The organism is Cupriavidus sp. GW821-FHT02F09, from assembly GCF_059421605.1.
The window spans coordinates 240529-257362 of sequence record NZ_JBWKVH010000005.1; the positions used below are offsets into that span (position 1 = coordinate 240529).

At 67.3% G+C, this 16834-nt stretch carries 16 protein-coding genes and 1 pseudogene; 7 read left to right on the forward strand and 10 right to left on the reverse strand.

All coding sequences use genetic code 11. The annotated features are described in order from the left end of the window. The first annotated feature begins 1 nt into the window (after position 1). The gene (locus tag AC07XB_RS08490) at positions 2-424 is read left to right on the forward strand and encodes a hypothetical protein (protein WP_492827654.1); all 423 of its coding nucleotides are present in this window, start codon (positions 2-4) and stop codon (positions 422-424) included. Between the two features lie 7 nt (positions 425-431). On the opposite strand, the gene AC07XB_RS08495 is transcribed toward AC07XB_RS08490, so the two are convergent. Both AC07XB_RS08495 and AC07XB_RS08500 read right to left on the reverse strand, forming a co-directional pair. Next, the gene (locus AC07XB_RS08495) at positions 432-974 is read right to left on the reverse strand and encodes a GNAT family N-acetyltransferase (protein ID WP_492375447.1); all 543 of its coding nucleotides are present in this window, start codon (positions 972-974) and stop codon (positions 432-434) included. Positions 975-1081: 107 nt separating this feature from the next. After that, positions 1082-1876 (reverse strand): IclR family transcriptional regulator domain-containing protein, encoded by a 795-nt coding sequence (locus tag AC07XB_RS08500; RefSeq protein ID WP_492375446.1) that lies wholly within the window; start codon positions 1874-1876, stop codon positions 1082-1084. A gap of 196 nt (positions 1877-2072) precedes the next feature. Between AC07XB_RS08500 and AC07XB_RS08505 the strand changes: the two genes are divergently transcribed. Together AC07XB_RS08505 and AC07XB_RS08510 are read left to right on the forward strand one after the other, a co-directional pair. Further along, the gene (locus tag AC07XB_RS08505; RefSeq protein ID WP_492813760.1) at positions 2073-3719 is read left to right on the forward strand and encodes an acyl CoA:acetate/3-ketoacid CoA transferase; all 1647 of its coding nucleotides are present in this window, start codon (positions 2073-2075) and stop codon (positions 3717-3719) included. Positions 3720-3893: 174 nt separating this feature from the next. Beyond that, the gene (locus AC07XB_RS08510; protein WP_492827652.1) at positions 3894-4892 is read left to right on the forward strand and encodes a Bug family tripartite tricarboxylate transporter substrate binding protein; all 999 of its coding nucleotides are present in this window, start codon (positions 3894-3896) and stop codon (positions 4890-4892) included. Between the two features lie 109 nt (positions 4893-5001). Here the strand turns inward: AC07XB_RS08510 and AC07XB_RS08515 are convergent, their stop codons facing one another. Further along, the gene (locus AC07XB_RS08515; RefSeq protein WP_492375443.1) at positions 5002-5964 is read right to left on the reverse strand and encodes a LysR family transcriptional regulator; all 963 of its coding nucleotides are present in this window, start codon (positions 5962-5964) and stop codon (positions 5002-5004) included. Between the two features lie 107 nt (positions 5965-6071). Between AC07XB_RS08515 and AC07XB_RS08520 the strand changes: the two genes are divergently transcribed. Continuing rightward, positions 6072-7049, forward strand: a complete 978-nt coding sequence (locus AC07XB_RS08520) for a Bug family tripartite tricarboxylate transporter substrate binding protein (RefSeq protein WP_492375442.1) — start codon at positions 6072-6074, stop codon at positions 7047-7049. 149 nt (positions 7050-7198) lie between these two features. On the opposite strand, the gene AC07XB_RS08525 is transcribed toward AC07XB_RS08520, so the two are convergent. The 4 genes and pseudogenes from AC07XB_RS08525 to AC07XB_RS08540 all read right to left on the reverse strand — a co-directional run bounded on the left by AC07XB_RS08525 (position 7199) and on the right by AC07XB_RS08540 (position 10466). Next, the gene (locus tag AC07XB_RS08525) at positions 7199-8974 is read right to left on the reverse strand and encodes a flotillin family protein (RefSeq protein WP_492827650.1); all 1776 of its coding nucleotides are present in this window, start codon (positions 8972-8974) and stop codon (positions 7199-7201) included. A gap of 65 nt (positions 8975-9039) precedes the next feature. Continuing rightward, positions 9040-9408: an OB-fold-containig protein gene (locus AC07XB_RS08530; protein WP_493688071.1), complete on the reverse strand. Its 369-nt coding sequence runs from the start codon at positions 9406-9408 to the stop codon at positions 9040-9042. After that, positions 9385-9698: pseudogene (locus AC07XB_RS08535) on the reverse strand (hypothetical protein); the annotation flags it as partial. The gene AC07XB_RS08530 and the pseudogene AC07XB_RS08535, both read right to left, overlap by 24 nt. 63 nt (positions 9699-9761) lie before the next feature. Continuing rightward, the gene (locus AC07XB_RS08540; RefSeq protein WP_494752791.1) at positions 9762-10466 is read right to left on the reverse strand and encodes a PspA/IM30 family protein; all 705 of its coding nucleotides are present in this window, start codon (positions 10464-10466) and stop codon (positions 9762-9764) included. Positions 10467-10948: 482 nt separating this feature from the next. Here AC07XB_RS08540 and AC07XB_RS08545 point away from each other — a divergent pair, with 482 nt between their 5' ends. Further along, a complete protein-coding gene (locus AC07XB_RS08545) occupies positions 10949-12439 on the forward strand; it encodes a DEAD/DEAH box helicase (RefSeq protein ID WP_492831078.1) in 1491 nt (496 codons plus the stop codon). A gap of 97 nt (positions 12440-12536) precedes the next feature. Here AC07XB_RS08545 and gluQRS read toward each other — a convergent pair whose 3' ends face one another. Beyond that, complete coding sequence (gene gluQRS / locus AC07XB_RS08550) at positions 12537-13469, reverse strand: tRNA glutamyl-Q(34) synthetase GluQRS (RefSeq protein ID WP_492813748.1); 933 nt, start codon at positions 13467-13469, stop codon at positions 12537-12539. 49 nt (positions 13470-13518) lie between these two features. Then, positions 13519-14442 carry a LysR family transcriptional regulator gene (locus AC07XB_RS08555; protein ID WP_309403664.1) on the reverse strand — a complete coding sequence of 308 codons (924 nt, stop codon included), beginning with the start codon at positions 14440-14442 and terminating at the stop codon, positions 13519-13521. A gap of 150 nt (positions 14443-14592) precedes the next feature. Between AC07XB_RS08555 and AC07XB_RS08560 the strand changes: the two genes are divergently transcribed. Beyond that, positions 14593-15291 carry a pirin family protein gene (locus AC07XB_RS08560; RefSeq protein WP_492375436.1) on the forward strand — a complete coding sequence of 233 codons (699 nt, stop codon included), beginning with the start codon at positions 14593-14595 and terminating at the stop codon, positions 15289-15291. A gap of 164 nt (positions 15292-15455) precedes the next feature. Then, a complete protein-coding gene (locus tag AC07XB_RS08565; protein ID WP_253931787.1) occupies positions 15456-16448 on the forward strand; it encodes a CobD/CbiB family protein in 993 nt (330 codons plus the stop codon). A gap of 66 nt (positions 16449-16514) precedes the next feature. Here AC07XB_RS08565 and AC07XB_RS08570 read toward each other — a convergent pair whose 3' ends face one another. Further along, complete coding sequence (locus tag AC07XB_RS08570; RefSeq protein ID WP_150990815.1) at positions 16515-16823, reverse strand: putative signal transducing protein; 309 nt, start codon at positions 16821-16823, stop codon at positions 16515-16517. Positions 16824-16834: the final 11 nt, after the last annotated feature.

A 16834-nucleotide genomic window follows, 5' to 3' on the forward strand; every position in this document is an offset into this window, starting at 1 on the left:
CTTGGCTGCGCCTACCTTCCTCACCATCGGCGTGCTGCTGATGCGGGACGCGCGCAGCGATCATCCGTTCTTCTGGCCGTCGCTGATGGGGATCGTGGCGGCAGCCAATGCCGTGGCGATCCTGCGCATCAACCACCTGCACCGGCATGCCGCCTTCACCGGACGCGTGGCACTGGCGCTGCGGTATTCGTGCGCCGGCATGTCGGCGGGCTGCGCCATGTTCCTGGTCCTGGGCTGGGGCACGGGCGTGCTGCCGGAGATGGTGGCGCCGATGGCGGGCACGGTCGACGCGGCCGCGCCCGTGGTGGCGACGGCGCCGTGGAGCGCGGCGATTGCCGTGCTGTTCGGCGTTGGCTCCTTCGCGCATGCTGGCGTGCTGCATGCATGGATCGGCTTTTGCCATGCGCAGGAGGGAGCCGGCTAGCGGATGGCTAGCCAGACTTGCGCACCACCGGCCGCGTGAAGATCAGCGCGGTCTCGGTGCCGGCGGTGTCAGGGTCATAGAGGTCCCAGTCCAGCCCGCACAGCGAGAATCCCAGCGCGCGGTAAAAGCCGATGGCCGGGTAGTTGGTGTTTTGCGTTTCGGCGCGCAGGCAGCGGGCCGGCGTTGCTAGCAGCAGGCGGTTGATTTCCCCCAGCAGCACGCGGCCGATGCCGGTGCCGCGGAACGCGGGCGCGACGATGATGGCGCTCAGCAGCGCGGACCGGTTCCAGGCTTCGAGCCTGACGGCGGCAAAGCCGCCGATGTCGCCGCTTGCGCTCTCGAACACCAGCGCGTGGTCGGCCTTGGCGCAATCCTGCTCGAAGCCGGACGGGTCGTAGTGGTTGAGCACGGGCTGGCCCAGCACCTGCTCCACGAGCCAGATGCCCAGCGGGCCGCTTTTGACCGCGTAGATGCGATCGGTCTCGTAGGTGGTGTCGAGCTTGAGGATGCCGGCGCCGTCACGCGCCCAGTCGAGCGGTCTGATAGTCATGCGGTGATGCTTTCAAGTGCGGTGCGTGCCGGCCTTGACCCGTTTCCCATTCTAGGCGTCCCGCCCTGGTTGTGCATTGCTGATGCGCCGCCCGGGCGCCGATGCCCTCAACGCCGGCGCAGCAGCGCCTCAAGCTCACCCGCGGCGTGCTTGAGCGCCGGCAGGTAGTGCTGCTCCAGGTGCGCCGCGCCACGGCTGCCCAGCACCATGCTCAGGCCCAGTCCCGCCACCACCTTGCCGGACTCGGCGCGCACCGGCACCGAGATGCCGGCGAAGCCGTCCACCAGTTCGCTGATCAGCGTGCAGTAGCCGTCGCCGCGCACTTGCTTGAGCGTGCGCGCCAGTGCCGTGCGCGAGCTGACCGTGAACGGGGTGAGCTTGCGTAGCTGCGCGGTGGCAAGGTAAGCCTCGAGCGCCTTGTCGTCCAGCCCGGCCAGCAGCACGCGGCCGAGCGAGTGGGCGTAGGCCGGCATGCGCCGCCCCACGCCCATGTCGACGCGCAGGATCTGCGGTGGCTCTTCGCGCGCCACCAGCGCCACCGATTCACCGTCCAGCACGCCCAGCGAGCAGGTTTCCCCCGTCTGCTCGGAGAGCGCCTTGAGGTAGGGCGCGGCCAGTTGCGGCAGGTTCATCGATGCAAAGTACGCGTAGCCCAGGTCCATCACGCGCGGGGTGATGGAAAAGTCCCGGCCGTCCTGCGCGACATAGCCATTGTGTTGCAGGGTCAGCAGCAGCCGCCGCGCCGCGGCGCGGGTCACGTCGAGCTGTTCCGCCACGTCCTGCATGGTGAGGCTCCCCGCGCCGGAGGCGAACAGGCGCAGCAGCGCCAGGCCATTGGTCAGCGAATCGAGCAGTTCTTCCTTTTTCTGCGGGTTGGCCAGGGGCGTGTCGGGGCTGTTCATAGCGTGAGGAGACGGAAACAGGGTGATTTTAGTGCGCTGAACGCACTTGCGCGATGTCGGCATGACTACGTATGATAGGTGTTTTGCGAACAAATGTTCGCGGAATATGTGGTGTGCAGCGCGGAGTGCGGTCCGGCGCAATGCGTGCAGGCAGCACGCCGCACGCCGCGCCGAGAAGAACACGATGGAGACAGCCATGAAGGTCATCAGCGCGCAGCAGGCGGCTGCGCTCGTGCAATCCCGGTGGACCGTGGCCAGCGCCGGTTTCGTGGGCGCCGGCCATGCCGAGGCGGTAACGGACGCACTCGAGCGCCGTTTCCTGGACGCCGGCATGCCGCGCGACCTGACGCTGGTGTATTCGGCGGGGCAGGGCGACCGCGGCGCGCGCGGCGTGAACCACTTCGGCAACGCGGGCATGACCGGGCGCATCGTGGGCGGGCACTGGCGCTCCGCCACGCGCCTGGCCTCGCTTGCCATGGCCGAGGCGTGCGAGGGCTACAACCTGCCGCAGGGCGTGCTGACCCACCTGTACCGTGCCATCGCCGGCGGCAAGCCCGGCGTGCTGACCAAGATCGGCCTGCACACGTTCGTGGATCCGCGCACCGCGCAGGACAGCCGCTACCACGGTGGCGCCATCAACCGCAGCGCGCAGGCGGCAATTGCCGAGGGCCGCGCGAACTGGGTCGAGGCGGTCGATTTTCGCGGTGACGAATACCTGTTCTATCCGAGCTTCCCGATCCACTGCGCGCTGATCCGCTGCACCGCCGCCGATACGCGCGGCAACCTGAGCACGCACCGCGAGGCCTTTCACCACGAACTGCTGGCGATGGCGCAGGCGGCGCACAACTCCGGCGGTATCGTGATCGCGCAGGTGGAGTCGCTGGTGGATCACCACGACAACCTGCAGGCCATCCACGTGCCCGGCATCCTGGTCGACTACGTGGTGGTGAGCGAGAACCCGGCGCATCACCAGATGACGTTCGCGGAGCAGTTCAATCCGGCCTACGTGACGCCGTGGCAAGGAGAAGCTGCCGGCACTGTCAACGTCACCAGCGCACCGGCGCCAGCGGTGCCGGCAGTGCCCCCGGTGCTTGATGCCCGCACCATCGTGCAGCGGCGCGCGGTGCTGGAGCTGGCGCGCAGGCAGCCGCGCGTGGTCAACCTCGGGGTTGGCATGCCCGCCGCCGTCGGCATGCTGGCGGTGGAGGCCGGCGTTGACGGCTTCACGCTCACGGTGGAAGCCGGCCCGATCGGCGGCACGCCCGCGGATGGCCTCAGCTTTGGCGCATCCGCCTATCCGGAAGCGATCGTCGACCAGCCGGCGCAGTTCGATTTCTATGAGGGCGGCGGCATCGATCTCGCCATCCTCGGGCTGGCCGAGCTGGACGGGCACGGCAACGTCAACGTCAGCAAGTTTGGCGAAGGCGCTGAAGCGCTGATCGCCGGCGTCGGCGGCTTTATCAACATCACGCAGAGCGCCAAGGCCGTGGTCTTCGTCGGCACGCTCACCGCCGGTGGCCTGGAGGTGCGCGCCGAGAACGGCGCCCTGCGCATCGCGCGCGAAGGCCGCGTGAAAAAGATCGTGCCGCAGGTCTCGCACCTGAGTTTCAACGGCCCTTATGTGGCTTCGCTCGGCATCCCCGTGCTCTACATCACCGAGCGTGCGGTCTTTGAGATGCGCCCCGACGCCATCGGCGCGGAGCACCTGACCCTGATCGAGATCGCGCCGGGCATCGACCTGCAGCGCGATGTGCTGGACCAGTGCGCCACCGCGGTCACCGTGGCGCCCGACCTGCGCACCATGGATGCGCGATTGTTCCGCTCAGGTCCATTGAAGCTCTGAAGCTCTGAGGCGCGCCGCGCCGCCGCCCGATAACAAACGACCGGCCATGACCGGTCATGGAGGAGGCCATCGAAGCTTTGTCCTGTCTTTCCCGTTAGTGTTGCTGGATCGCCGACGCGCGCGCGGGCTGTCAAGCCGGCACGCGTCATTGCTGGATTACGTTTCATACTCATCATGCAGAAGACAAGCCGTCGTATTTTCTCGCGCCGCCTGGGTGCGGCCATCCTGGGCGTTTCGCTGCCGCTGTGCGCGCCGCAGGCCTTCGCGCAAGCCTATCCGTCCAAGCCAATCCGCCTGGTGGTGCCGTTCCCGCCGGGCGGCCCGACCGATACCGCCGCGCGCATCATCGGCCAGAAGATGGGCGAATCGCTCAAGCAGACGGTGGTGGTGGACAACCGGCCAGGCGCTTCCGGCACGATCGGCGCGGAAGCCGTCGCCAAGAGCGCGCCGGATGGCTACACGCTGATGGTGCTGGCCACGCCCACGCTGCTGGCGCCGCACCTGATCAGCCGCAAGGGCTACGACATCTTCAAGGATTTCACGCCGATCGGTTCCGCCTACGACCTGCCCATTGTCATGGTGGTCAACCCGCAGGCCATGCCCGACGTGACCGACCTGCAGCAATACATCGCCCGCGCCAAGGCCAAGCCTGGCGCGCTCAACTACACCAGCGCCGGCAATGGCAGCTTTGGCCATCTGTCCACCGAACTACTCAAGAGCACTGGGCATTTCGACGTGCAGCACGTGCCCTACAAAGGCAGCGCGCCGGCGATCTCCGATCTGCTGGCCGGCCAGGTGCCGATGATGTTCTCCGACATGATCGCGGCGCTGCCGCACATCAAGGCCGGCAAGCTGCGTCCCATCGCCGTGGGCTCGGCCAAGCGCGTGAGCTTCACGCCCGATGTGAAGACGGTGGCGGAGCAGGGATTCCCCGGTTTCGAGGCCACCGCCTGGGGCGGCCTGCTGGCCCCCGCCGGCACGCCCAAGGATGTGATCGCCAGGTTGTCGGCCGAGCTGAAGGCGGCGCTGGCCGATCCCGTGGTGCAGGAAAAGATGCTCGGCGCGGGCACGGTCGCTGCCTACCAGCCGCCGGAACAACTGGCATCGCGCATGCGCAACGACTACAAGAAGTGGGGCAAGGTGATCCAGGACAACGGCATCAAGAGCGACTGAGTCTGGCGGGTGCCATCGAACGTTGCCGGCCAGGATTGGATCGGTAGTGGAGAAGGGCCGGACACACGGGGTGTCCGGCCCTTATTCTTTTTTGCTCCGCTTTGGGCGGCTACGAGGCGGGCAAGTCGGACAGGCCGGGCAGAGGCAGCTTGTCGTGCATCGCGGGCGGCCCCGGCAGGATCTGGTGAACCAGGCCGACCAGCGCCTGCGCCGCCGGCGACAGCGAGCGCCCGGCGAGCGAGACCAGCCCATACGCGGCCTTGAGATCGATTGGCGGCGTGACCTGCAGGGCCACGAGCGCGCCGCTGGCTTGCTCCGCGGTCATCATGGCCCTGGGCACCAGGCCGATGGCGTCGGTGTTGAGGATCAGCGTGCGCAGCGTGTGCATGTCGTCGCAGGTCACCGTGAGCAACTCGCGCGCGCCCTCGCCAGCCTCCGCGCGGATGCGCTCGCGAAAGAAGTCCGCCACCCGCGCCGGGATGCGCGGGCCGGCCACGGGAAACGCCAGCAGGCCGGTCAGCGCGGCCGCCCCGCGCGCGGCCAGCGCATGGCCGCTGCGCACGAAGAAGCTGGTCTCCAGCGAGCGCAGGCGGTCGATCCGCAACTGCGCTTCATCCTTCAGGCTCTGGCTCTCGCCCACAAAAAAATCCAGCTGCTCGGCCTTGAGCTTTTGCACCATCGAAGGCGTGTCCGCGATCTCGATGTCGATTCGCAGCTTGGGATAGCGCGCCAGCAGCGCCGTCAGCACGGGCTCCATCAGGATGGCCGCGGCAAACGGGCCAAAGCCTACGCTCACTTCGCCCATCTCCACGTCGCGCAGCAGTTCCAGGTCGCGCCGCAGCTCGCGGCCTTCGCGCAGCATGCGGCGCGCCCGCTCCAGCACGATGCTGCCGGAGGCCGTGGGGCGCGCCTTGCCGTAGCTGCGGTCCAGCAGCTGGCTGCCGAACTCGTCTTCCAGGCCTTGGATGCTGCGCGAGAGCGCCGGTTGCGACAGGTGCAGCGCGGTGGCGGCGCGGGCAAAGCTGCCTTGCTCGATCAGGGTGACGAAATGATGCAGGCGGCGCAGGCCCATGATTTTGTTTTTTATGCATGGAAAACTGAAAAATATTGCATTGGACGTATTTTCTCAAGTCGGTAAGCATGTCCCGACCAATAAAAGAAGATTTCTGGAGACTAGGCATGGTTCGACGCGCTTTGCTTGCGCTTGCCCTTGGCGGCACTTCCCTGATGACTTCCCACGCCATGGCTGATGCTTACCCGGCCAAGCCGGTGCGCGTGGTGGTGCCCTATGCAGCCGGCGGCGGCAGCGATATCGTGGCGCGCGCGCTGGGCGAGAAGCTGAGCAAGAAGCTCGGCCAGCCCATCATCGTGGACAACAAGGCCGGCGCCTCCGGCATCATCGGCACGGACGCGGTGGCCAAGGCGGCGCCGGACGGCTACACGCTGCTGGTCACGATCACGCAGTCCGTGCTGACCAACCAGTTCCTCTACAACCGGCTGCCCTACGATCCGCGCAAGGACCTGACGCTGGTCAACGTGATCGCCGATGCGCCGCTGGTGCTGGTCACCACGCCATCGCTGCCGGTCAAGTCAGTCAAGGAGTTGGCCGACTACGGCCGCGCTCACAAGGGAAAGGTCAGCTATGCCTCCTGGGGTGTCGGCTCGTATCCGCACCTCGCCGGCGCGTATTTCAGCAAGGTCACGCATGGCGATATGGTGCACGTGCCGTACAAGGGCGAGGCCCCCATGCTGCAGGACCTGCTTGGCGGCCAGGTGCAGTGGGCCGTGGCCAGCGTGCTGTCGGCCAAGCCTTACATCCAGAGCGGCAAGCTCAAGGCCATCGCGGTGACGGGCACGCAGCGCAGCCCGGTGCTGCCGGACCTGCCGACCTTCGCCGAGGCGGGCATGGACGACAACGCGTTCAAGGTGTTGGGCTGGATTGGGTTGCTGGCGCCGGTCGGCACGCCCGCGCCGGTGGTGGCGAAGCTGGATGAAGAGGTGCGCGCGCTGATCCAGGCGCCGGACATGCAGGCGCGTTTCGCCGCGCTGGGCCTGCGCCCGGTGGGCAGCACGCCTGCCCAGTCGCAAGCCATCTTTGCGCGGGAATGGCCGGTGTGGAAGACGCTGGTGGCGGAGTCGGGCGCGAAACTGGATTAAGCCGCAATGGAAAAAAGGGCCGCATGCAGTGAATGCATGCGGCCTCTCGCTTGGCCGGTAAGCCTCTTAACCTCTTAGCCCATTAGCCCATTAGTCCATTAGCCCATTAGCCCATTAGCCCATTAGCCTATTCGCCGGTCGGCCAGCCGTCAGTTGCTGGCGTTGCTTCCCGGTTCGATCTCCGGCGCGTTGGCGGCATGGCTGGCGTGCTTCAGCGGCAAGACCTGCGCGTCGTCCGTGTGCGATGCCGCTTGCGCGGCCGCGAGGCTGGGAACCAGGCCCTGCAGCGAGCCGCCGGCCAAGCCCACTTCCTTGAGCAACGAATCGATCAGCGGCGCATGTGCGCGGTAGGACAGCGCGGCGGACATCGCCTGCTCCGCGAGATTGCCGTTGCCATTTCCATTGCCGCCACCGTTGCCTGCGCCGCCGGCTGGCGCCGCGCCGCCGCGGTTGAGGCCGTCGACCTGGATGATCTTGATGCCATCGATCGCCTTCATCGGCTCCACGCTCTGCTGGATCACGCCCGGCAGCGCCTGCAGCAGCGCCAGCTTGAACTTCAGGCTGGTCTGGTCCGACGACAGCGCGTTGATGGCGTCGTTGAGCGCGCGCTGCGCCTCGGCTTCGGCCAGGCCCTTCTTGCGTGCGGCCTCGGCCAGTTCGACGATGGCGGTGGCCTGCATCTGCGCTGCCTCGCGCTCGGCGCGCGCCTGCGTGGTGACGTGCACCGCCTGGGTCTCGGCCTCCTGCGCGGCCTCGATCAGGGCCACCTGCTTGGCCCGGTCGGCTTCAGCGGTGCGCCGTGTGGTCTCCACCATCTGCTCGGCCTTGACCGCTTCAGCCAGCGCCTCGTTGGCGCGCCCCTGCGCCTGCGATTGCGCTTCCGATTTGGCGGCGATCACGATGGCCTTTTCCTGTTCGGCGATTTCCGTCACCTTGGCCTGCTCGATGGCCGCCATCTGGGTGACGCGCTGCTGCTCGATTTCCTTGACCCGCACGTCGCGCTCGGCTTCCACCTTGCGCGTGCGCACGGCCTGCTCGCGCTGGATCTCGGACTCCTGCACCTGGCGCTCGGCGGTGATGCGGCTTTGCTCGGCCTCCTGCTTGCGCTCGGCCTCGTAGGACGCGATGCGCGCGTTCTGCTCGGCGGTGCGGGTCTTCACCTGCTGTTCCTGCTCGAGCTTCATGAACGATTCCTGCTGCTCGATCTCCAGCTTCTTGGCCAGCGCGTCGCGGTTCTTCTCGCGCACGGAGACCTCGGTGTCCTGCTCGACTTCGTTGCGTTCCTTGCGGCGGCGCTCGGTTTCCTGCGTGAGCTTGGTCAGGCCCTCGGCATCGAAGGCGTTGTTGGGGTCGAAGAACTCCTTCGAGGTCTGGTTGAAGTTGGTGAGCGACACGCTCTCCAGTTCCAGCCCGTTCTTGGTCAGGTCTTCGGCCACGGTGTTCTGCACGCCCTGCACGAACTGCTCGCGCGCATCCTGCAGGTCCTGCATGCTCATCTGCGCCGCGGTGGAGCGCAGCGCGTCGACGAACTTGTCGTCCACCAGCGCGCGCAGGCTCTCCGGCGCCAGCGTGCGCTGGCCCAGCGTTTGCGCGGCGGTGGACACGCCTTCCACGGTGGGTTTGACGCGCACGAAGAACGCCACCACCACATCCACGCGCATGCGGTCCTTGGTGATCAGGCTGTCGCGTGAGGCACGGCTGACCTCCAGCTTGAGCGTGTTCATGTTGATCGGGATGATTTCATGGAACACCGGCAGCACGATGGCGCCGCCGCTCATGATCACCTTTTGCCCGCCCAGCCCGGTACGCACGAAGGCGCGCTCGGCCGATGCGCGCGTGTACAGGCGCGAGAAGATCAAGCCGATGATGCACAGGCCGAGTACGCCGGCCAGGCCGATGACACCCCAGAAGATGATGGAATCCATATTGGTTCTGATGCTCCCTTGGAACTTGGAAAAAATACCGCGGACGGCTTGCGTCCGCGTGTGGCCTACAGCAGATCGGGCCGCGGGTTGACGATGGCGCGATACAAGGTGCCGGAGGTGCGCGCGACGATCAGTACGGTTTCGCCGCGCGGAAAACGCTGGCCAGGCTCGTCCGGCTCGACGCGCAGGTAGTGGGCCTGGCCATACTCATCCACCAGGCGCGCTTGCGCCGGATTGCCGGCCGAGGCCTCGCCAAGCGTGACCTGGGCAACGCGCCCGACGAAGTCGAGTTCGGAGATGGCGGAGGATTCATCCTGCGGAAAATAGCGACCCACCACGCCGCCGGTGGCGCGCACGAAGGGCAGGGCGCCCAGCGTGGCGAGCACCACCGCGAGCGGCACGGGCAGCAGGTGGCCGGCCACGGCAGCGATCACCCATTGGAGGATCAGGCCGACGATGGCAAAGCCCATCAGGAACAGCACAATCAGCATCAGCAGCGGCACGCGGCCACGTGCAGCCAGCCGAGAAACTGGCCGATGGCGCTAGCATCGGCCGCGCTGGCGTCGGTGTGGTCCAGCGCGAAATGCGTGACCAGGAAGCTGTCGGCCTGCTGCGACAGGGCGAGGCCAAGCAGCAGGGCCAGCGCCTCCAGCACGCCGATGACTACCATCAAGCCAATCGCCACCACGAACGGGGCATTGCCCGGCAATAACAGCTGATTCATTTCGGCTTTCTTATTGTGCTGAAGCGGTCGGGATCGGCGGAGCCGGTGTTTGGTGTGCGGCGCTCAGGAGCGCGCCGCGCCGCGTGCGGCCTTCAGGCGCTCGAGGCGCTCGTTGATGCGCTGTTCCTTGTGCAGTGTCTCCAGCCGCTTGAGCAAGGAGGCATCGGCGCTGGAGCTGCCGGCGCCGAGCCCGGCCACGCCGGTGGCGCCGGTCATGGCGCGGTTGAAGCCTTGCTCGAGTTGTTCGGCACGCGCGCCGGCGCTGGTGCCTGGCGCGGCGCCAACGCCGGCGCCCGCGCCCGCGCCCGCGCGCTCGGCGGCTGCGCGCGCGGCCACCATGCCGGCCAGCGCCTGCTCCATCTCGGCGCGCTTGGCGCGCAGGCCAAGCAGGTCGGCTTCGGCCGCCTCGGATTTTTCAACGGCTTCCTGCAGGCTGCCGTTGAGCGTGCCGAGCTGGTCCTCGAGGTCGATCTGGCGCTCGGTGCCCGCGCGCGCCGCGGCGTCGTCGCCGTGGTGGAGCGCCACCGTGACTTGTTCGTCGAGCCGCTCGATCTCGTTGTTGAGCCGCGCGATGGCCTTGGCGGCCTGATGCTTGGCGGCCTCGTGCTGGCCCAGCCCGACCCGCGCCTGCGCGATCACCTCGTCAAACTCGCGCAGGTACTGCTCGAGCACGGCTTGCGGCGCGCGCGCCTCCAGCGAGCTGACCAGTGCGTGCACATTGGCGGTCAGCAGTCGTTTCACACGGTTACCCAGGCCTTCTGTCGTCATGGTGTGTTTCCTCGGCAAATCGATAAGACGCCGCCCAGGCGGCGATGGCAACACGAAAAATTGGGATATTAGGTGGTTTTTCGTGCGCTATTAATCGTTTTTGTTATTTTTAACATTTACGGGGCGCCGGCGTCCAGTTCGGCGGACTCGTAGGCCGGCCGCGACTTGACCGCAACACGGCGAGCACGCGCCCGGTGACATAAAGTTGAAATCCGCGGCGCCGAAACTGGCGTAGCCGCCACACCCGCACTACCCTTAAATGGGCCGCTAATGCTACAATCTAAGTCTTTGATTTACATGAGCTATTGATCGCGCGGCGGAATTGCCCGCAGAGGCACGGACAGACGACGGCTTGCAGTGGCGTGCGGCAACACAGCGCGCCCCACGCGGCCGGCCCCTAAATCCATGCGCAGATCTCCCCCGCTCGGTTCAAGACGCGTGTCCGTTGGCGCCGGGTTCGCCTCCTGCAAGACACGGAAACCATGACGACTACGACCACTGACCAGACCACCCCCGAGATCACCTTCGACAGCTTCGGGCTGGATGCGCGCATCCAGCGTGCGCTGTCCGAGCAGGGCTACACCAAGCCCACTCCCATCCAGGAGCAGGCGATTCCCGTGGTGCTGCTGGGCAAGGACGTGATGGGCGCGGCCCAGACCGGCACCGGCAAGACCGCCGGCTTTGCGCTGCCGATCATCCAGCGCCTCTTGCCGCTGGCCAGCGCCAGCGCCTCGCCGGCCCGCCATCCGGTGCGCGCCCTGATGCTCACCCCCACCCGCGAACTGGCCGACCAGGTCTACGACAACGTGGCCCGCTACGCGCGCTTCACGGACCTGCGCAGCACGGTGGTGTTCGGCGGCGTGGACATGAACCCGCAGACCGAGGCCCTGCGCCGCGGCGTGGAAATCCTGGTGGCAACCCCGGGCCGGCTGCTCGACCACGTGCAGCAAAAATCGGTGAACCTGTCGCAAGTGCAGATGCTGGTGCTGGACGAGGCCGACCGCATGCTCGACATGGGTTTCCTGCCCGACCTGCAGCGCATCATCAACCTGCTGCCGGCACAGCGCCAGACGCTGCTGTTCTCGGCCACCTTCTCGAACGAAATCAAGCGGCTGGCCGCCAGCTACCTGCGCCAGCCGGTCACCATCGAAGTGGCGCGCAGCAACTCGGCCAACGAGAACGTGCGCCAGACCGTGTTCCAGGTCGAAGACGGCCACAAGCAGGCCGCCGTGGTGCACCTGCTGAAGACGCGCGCTGCCGAAGGCCTGTCGCGCCAGTGCATCGTCTTCGTCAACAGCAAGATCGGCTGCTCGCGCCTGGCGCGCCACCTGGAGCGCGAAGGCATCAACGCCGCCGCCATCCACGGCGACAAGACCCAGACCGAGCGCATGCAGACGCTGGATGGCTTCAAGCAAGGCAATATCGATGCGCTGGTCGCCACCGACGTGGCGGCGCGCGGCCTCGACATTCCCGACATGCCCTGCGTGATCAACTTCGACCTGCCGTTCAGCGCCGAAGACTACATCCACCGCATCGGCCGTACCGGCCGTGCCGGCGCCAGTGGCGATGCCCTGTCGATCTACGTGCCGGCCGATGAGCGCCTGCTGGTTGATATCGAGAAGCTGCTCAAGCGCAGCCTGCCGCGTACCGCGCTGGTGGGGTTCGACCCCACCGGCGCCGGCGCCCGCGCAGACGAGAATGACCGCCGCCGTGCCCGCACCGAAATGCGCCGCCCGCGCGCCAATGGCGACGGCGAGGAGCCGCGTGCGCGCCGCAACGATCCGGCCAGCTCGCGCAACACGTTCCGCCCCTCCGACGATTCCTTCTTCTCGCGTCCCTACGAGCCGAGCGCCGCGGCGATTGCCGCGCAGCCCGACGTGACGGACAACAATGCCGCCGCCTTTGGCCGCGGCCGTCCGGCGCCCAAGCGGCAGCTGGCGGCGCTGCTGGGCGGCGTGCCGCGCAAGTCCTGAGCGCCACGGAGCGGCACCGCGCGTAGCGGATCGCTGCCGCCGCAGCCAGCAAGACAGGCGCCTTCGGGCGCCTGTCTTGTTTTGGGCCTCATGCCATTCAGGGGGGCGTCGTCGCTTCGCCGTGCGCCTGGGCGGGCAGGCGTTCCAGCAAGGCCGCCCAGCCGGCAGTGGCATCGCTCAGCCAGCTCTCCACCGATTGCGCCGCGCTCGCCAGTCCCAGGTGCGCGCCGGCCGTGCGCAGTGCCGCCAGCGGATCGAGGTCGTCGATGGCCTGCGCGCCGCTTTGCTTGCTGAGCTTCTCGCCCAGCGCGTTGGTCACCACCGGCACGTGCAGGTACGACGGCGTGGGCAGCCCCAGCAGATGCTGCAGGTGGATCTGCCGCGGCGTGGAGTCGAGCAGGTCGGCGCCGCGCACGATATGCGTGATGCCCTGGTGGCCATCGTCGACCACTACCGCTAGCTGGTAAGCCCACAAGCCATCGGCGCGGCGCAGCACGAAGTCGCCGAGCTCGGTCGCGAGGTCCTGGCATTGCCGGCCTTGCCAGCGGTCCTCGAAGCAGATCAGCGCAGCGTCGCCGTCTGGCACCCGCACCCGCCAGGCGCGGGGCAGCTTGCCATGCAGGCCGTCGCGGCAGGTGCCGGGATACCCGAGTGTCTGGTGGCGCTCACGCGCATGCAGCAGCGAGTCGGCGATTTCCTTGCGCGAGCATCCACAGGGATAAGTCCGATGGTCGGCATCGAGCTGGCGCAGCGCTTCGGCGTACAGCGCTTCGCGCCGGCTCTGCCATTGCGGCGGCTCGTCCGGATGCAGGCCGAGCCGCGCCAGGGCGCGCAGGATCTGCTGGTCCGCGCCGCGCACGCAGCGCGGATAGTCGATGTCCTCGATGCGCACCAGCCAGCTGCCTAGATGGGCGCGTGCGTCGAGCCAGCTGGCCAGCGCGGTGACCAGCGAGCCCATGTGCAACGGGCCGGTGGGGGAGGGCGCAAAGCGGCCCCGGTAGCTGGGCGCCGGGCTAGGGCGGGTAGGCATGACGAAAGCAGGTGTTAGGCGGTGATGGGTCCGGCGATGGGTCTGGTGCTTAGTCAGGCTGGCCCGGCTGCTGCTGGAGCAGGGCTTGCGCCAGGCGCGGGTCGTCCAGCTTGTTGGCCCACCATTGCAGCGCCTTGCCGCGCGTGCTGGTGCGCCAGGCTACCTTGAAATTGCCGGGGGCGCGTACCTCCAGGGTCTCGCGTGCCTGCAGCACGCCGCTTTCGATAAAGGGCTGCGCCATGGGCGCCGGCAGCCAGCCGCAGCCCAGGCCGCGGATCTGGGCTTCGAGCTTGTCGCGCATGGTGGGCACCACCAGCACGTCCTGCCCGGCGAGCACGCCATGGGTGCGGGCGGGCAGGTTGCGCGAGGTATCGCCCACGGCCACGATGCGGTGCTTGGCAATCTGCAGGGTGGTCAGCGGGCCGGGCTCGGTCGCCAGCGGATGATGCGCGGCCACCGCGAAGACAAAGGGCATGGAACCCAGCGGGCGCACCTGGAAGCCCTGGGTGCTCGGCGCATCGTAGGCGCCGCCGATCACCAGGTCGGCGCGGCTGCTGACCAGTGCATCCCACGCGCCGCCCAGCACTTCCTTGGCAAAGCGCAGCCGGGTGGCATCGTTCTCGGCATAGAAGTCCTGGATGACCGGCAGCAGGGCGCGGAAATTGATCAGGTCGTCGACCACGATGGTCAGGGTGGCTTCCCAGCCGGTGGCCAGCCGCTTGACGCGGCGGGCCAGGTCGTCGGCGGCGTGCAGCAGGTGGCGGCCTTCGTCCAGCAAGGCGCGCCCGGCGGGCGTGAGCTCGGCGCGGTGGCGGCGTCGGTCGAATAGCAGCACGTCCAGGTCTTCCTCCAGCTTGCGCACCACATAGGTGAGCGCGGAGGGCACTTTGCCCATCTCGTGCGCGGCGGCGGCAAAGCTGCCCTTGCGCTCGATGGCGTCAAGAACTTCCAGGGATTCGAGAGAGAGTGCCATGTTCAGAATTTCTGAATGAATGCTTCTAAGATCGGTCCGCCAAATATACGCCTGCCACCCTAAACTGCCTAGCATCGAAACGTTGCGCAAGGCCAGGACTAGGATAAACCCAGCTCCTGCGCCGATGTGGCCTGAAGGAGGGCCGTCAAAATGATTGAAATCAGAAAGGCGGGTGAACGTGGTTATGCCGATCATGGCTGGCTCAAGTCATACCATACGTTTTCCTTCGCGGACTACTACGATCCCAAGCACGTGCAGTTCGGGCCGCTGCGCGTCATCAACGAAGACCGTGTAGCGCCGGGCATGGGTTTCGGCACCCATGGCCACCGCGACATGGAAATCATCAGCTATGTGCTGGAAGGCGAGCTGGCCCACAAGGACAGCATGGGCAACGGCAGCGTGATCCGCCCCGGCGACGTGCAGCGCATGAGCGCGGGCACCGGCGTGCGGCACTCGGAGTACAACCACGCCGCACACGACACCACGCACTTCCTGCAGATCTGGATCCTGCCGGAGAAGTCCGACCTTGAGCCCGGCTACGAGGAGAAGCACTTTCCGGCGGCCGACAAGCGCGGCCGGCTGCGCCTGGTGGGCAGCCGCGACGGTGCCGAGGGCTCGGTGGTGATCCATCAGGACATGCGCCTGTATGCCGGCTTGTTTGACGCAGACGAGTCCGCCACGCTGGCGCTGGCGCCCAAGCGCAAGGCCTATGTGCATGTGGCGCGTGGCCGCGTCACCGTCAATGGCAAGGCGCTGGAAGCGGGCGATGCCGCACAGCTCGAAGGCGCCGAGGCCGTGACCCTGGCGCACGGCGATGGTGCCGAAGTGCTGGTGTTTGACCTGCCCTGAGGCGTTGCTTCGGCAGCCCGCAGCCCGCCCGCTTTGCCGGCGGGCAGCGGCGCTTTGTCTGGGCGGGTTTGCCGTATGCTATCGTCTCGCTATAGATAAGATAAGCGATCAGCCCGGCACACGCGCCGCCTGATGCGCCCTGGCCATCGACACCCAGACCAGAGATGACATTTGTATCCGTTCTCCTCGCGCTGATCGCCGAGCAGTTCCGCGCCCTGGGCCGCAACAATCCGATCTACGACATCGTGCGCGTTCTTGCCGAGCGCGCCGAGCATGCCTTTGACACCGGGCGCCCGCGCGATACCGCGCTGGCCTGGTTCACGGTGGTGCTGCCGCTCACGCTGACCGCCATGGTGGTGCACTACCTGCTGGCCTCCATCAGCGTGGCGCTCACGCTGGCGTGGAATGTCCTGCTGCTCTACCTCACCCTGGGTTTCCGGCAGTTCAGTCACTTCTTCACCGATATCCACGAGGCGCTCAACCGCGATGACCTGCCGCGCGCCCGCGCGCTGCTGCACCAGTGGACCGGTCTCGAAACCATCGAAATGCCGGTCACGGAAATCGTGCGGCATACCCTGGAAGCCGCCATCGTGGCAGTGCACCGGCATGTGTTCGGGGTGTTCTTCTGGTTCCTGGTGCCGATCGGCCCGGGCGGCGTGGTCTTGTACCGCATCGCCGAGTACCTCGCGCGCCACTGGAATATCCCCTCCACGGAGCGCAGCCCCGCGCTGGGCCGCTTTGCCGCGCGTGCCTTCTACCTGCTGGACTGGATTCCCTCGCGGCTGACCTCGGTCGGCTTTGCCATCGTTGGCAATTTCGAGGATGCGGTCTATGCGTGGCGCAACCATGCGCGCAAGTGGAACGATGCCGTCAACGGCATCCTGCTTGCCAGCGGCGGCGGCGCGCTTGGCGTGCGCCTGGGGGTGCCTCTGGCCGAAGAGAGTACTGCCGTGGTGCTGCGCACCAGCCTGGCCGGCCCGGCGGTGGACTATGCACCGGGCATGGAAGACGATAGCGAGCCCGAGGCGGTCGCGCCGGAATTCGGGGTGGAGCCCAACGTGCGTACGCTGCAATCGGCCATCGGCCTGGTGTGGCGTGCCGTCGTGCTGTGGATGCTGCTGCTGGCGATGTTGTCGCTGGCGCTCTGGGTGGGCTGAGCCAACCCCGCTGTATCCGTTGACCGTTGACCATCGACGCCCGCGCTTGCCGCGGGCGTTTCACTTTCAGGGTTGCCGCGGCGCGCCGCATTGCCAGCACGAGCCGAACTGCGCATCGTGCCATTCCCCGCAGGACACGCAGGCCCACCGCGGCCCCGGCGCCGGATTGGCGGCGGCGTGCAATACCTCCCAGGCCTCGGCCTCCCGTTCATCGTCGATCAGCCAGACCTGGGGCGCGCTTTCGCGAAACGGGATGTCGCCCATGGCGCCAGCCAGCCACGTATTGCGCAGGTCGGCGCGGATGCCGGCGGCTTCCAGCACGTTCTGGCAGTGCGCGGCATGGACGAGGGAAGGGGTCGATAGCAGTAGTTTCATCGGGATCGGGT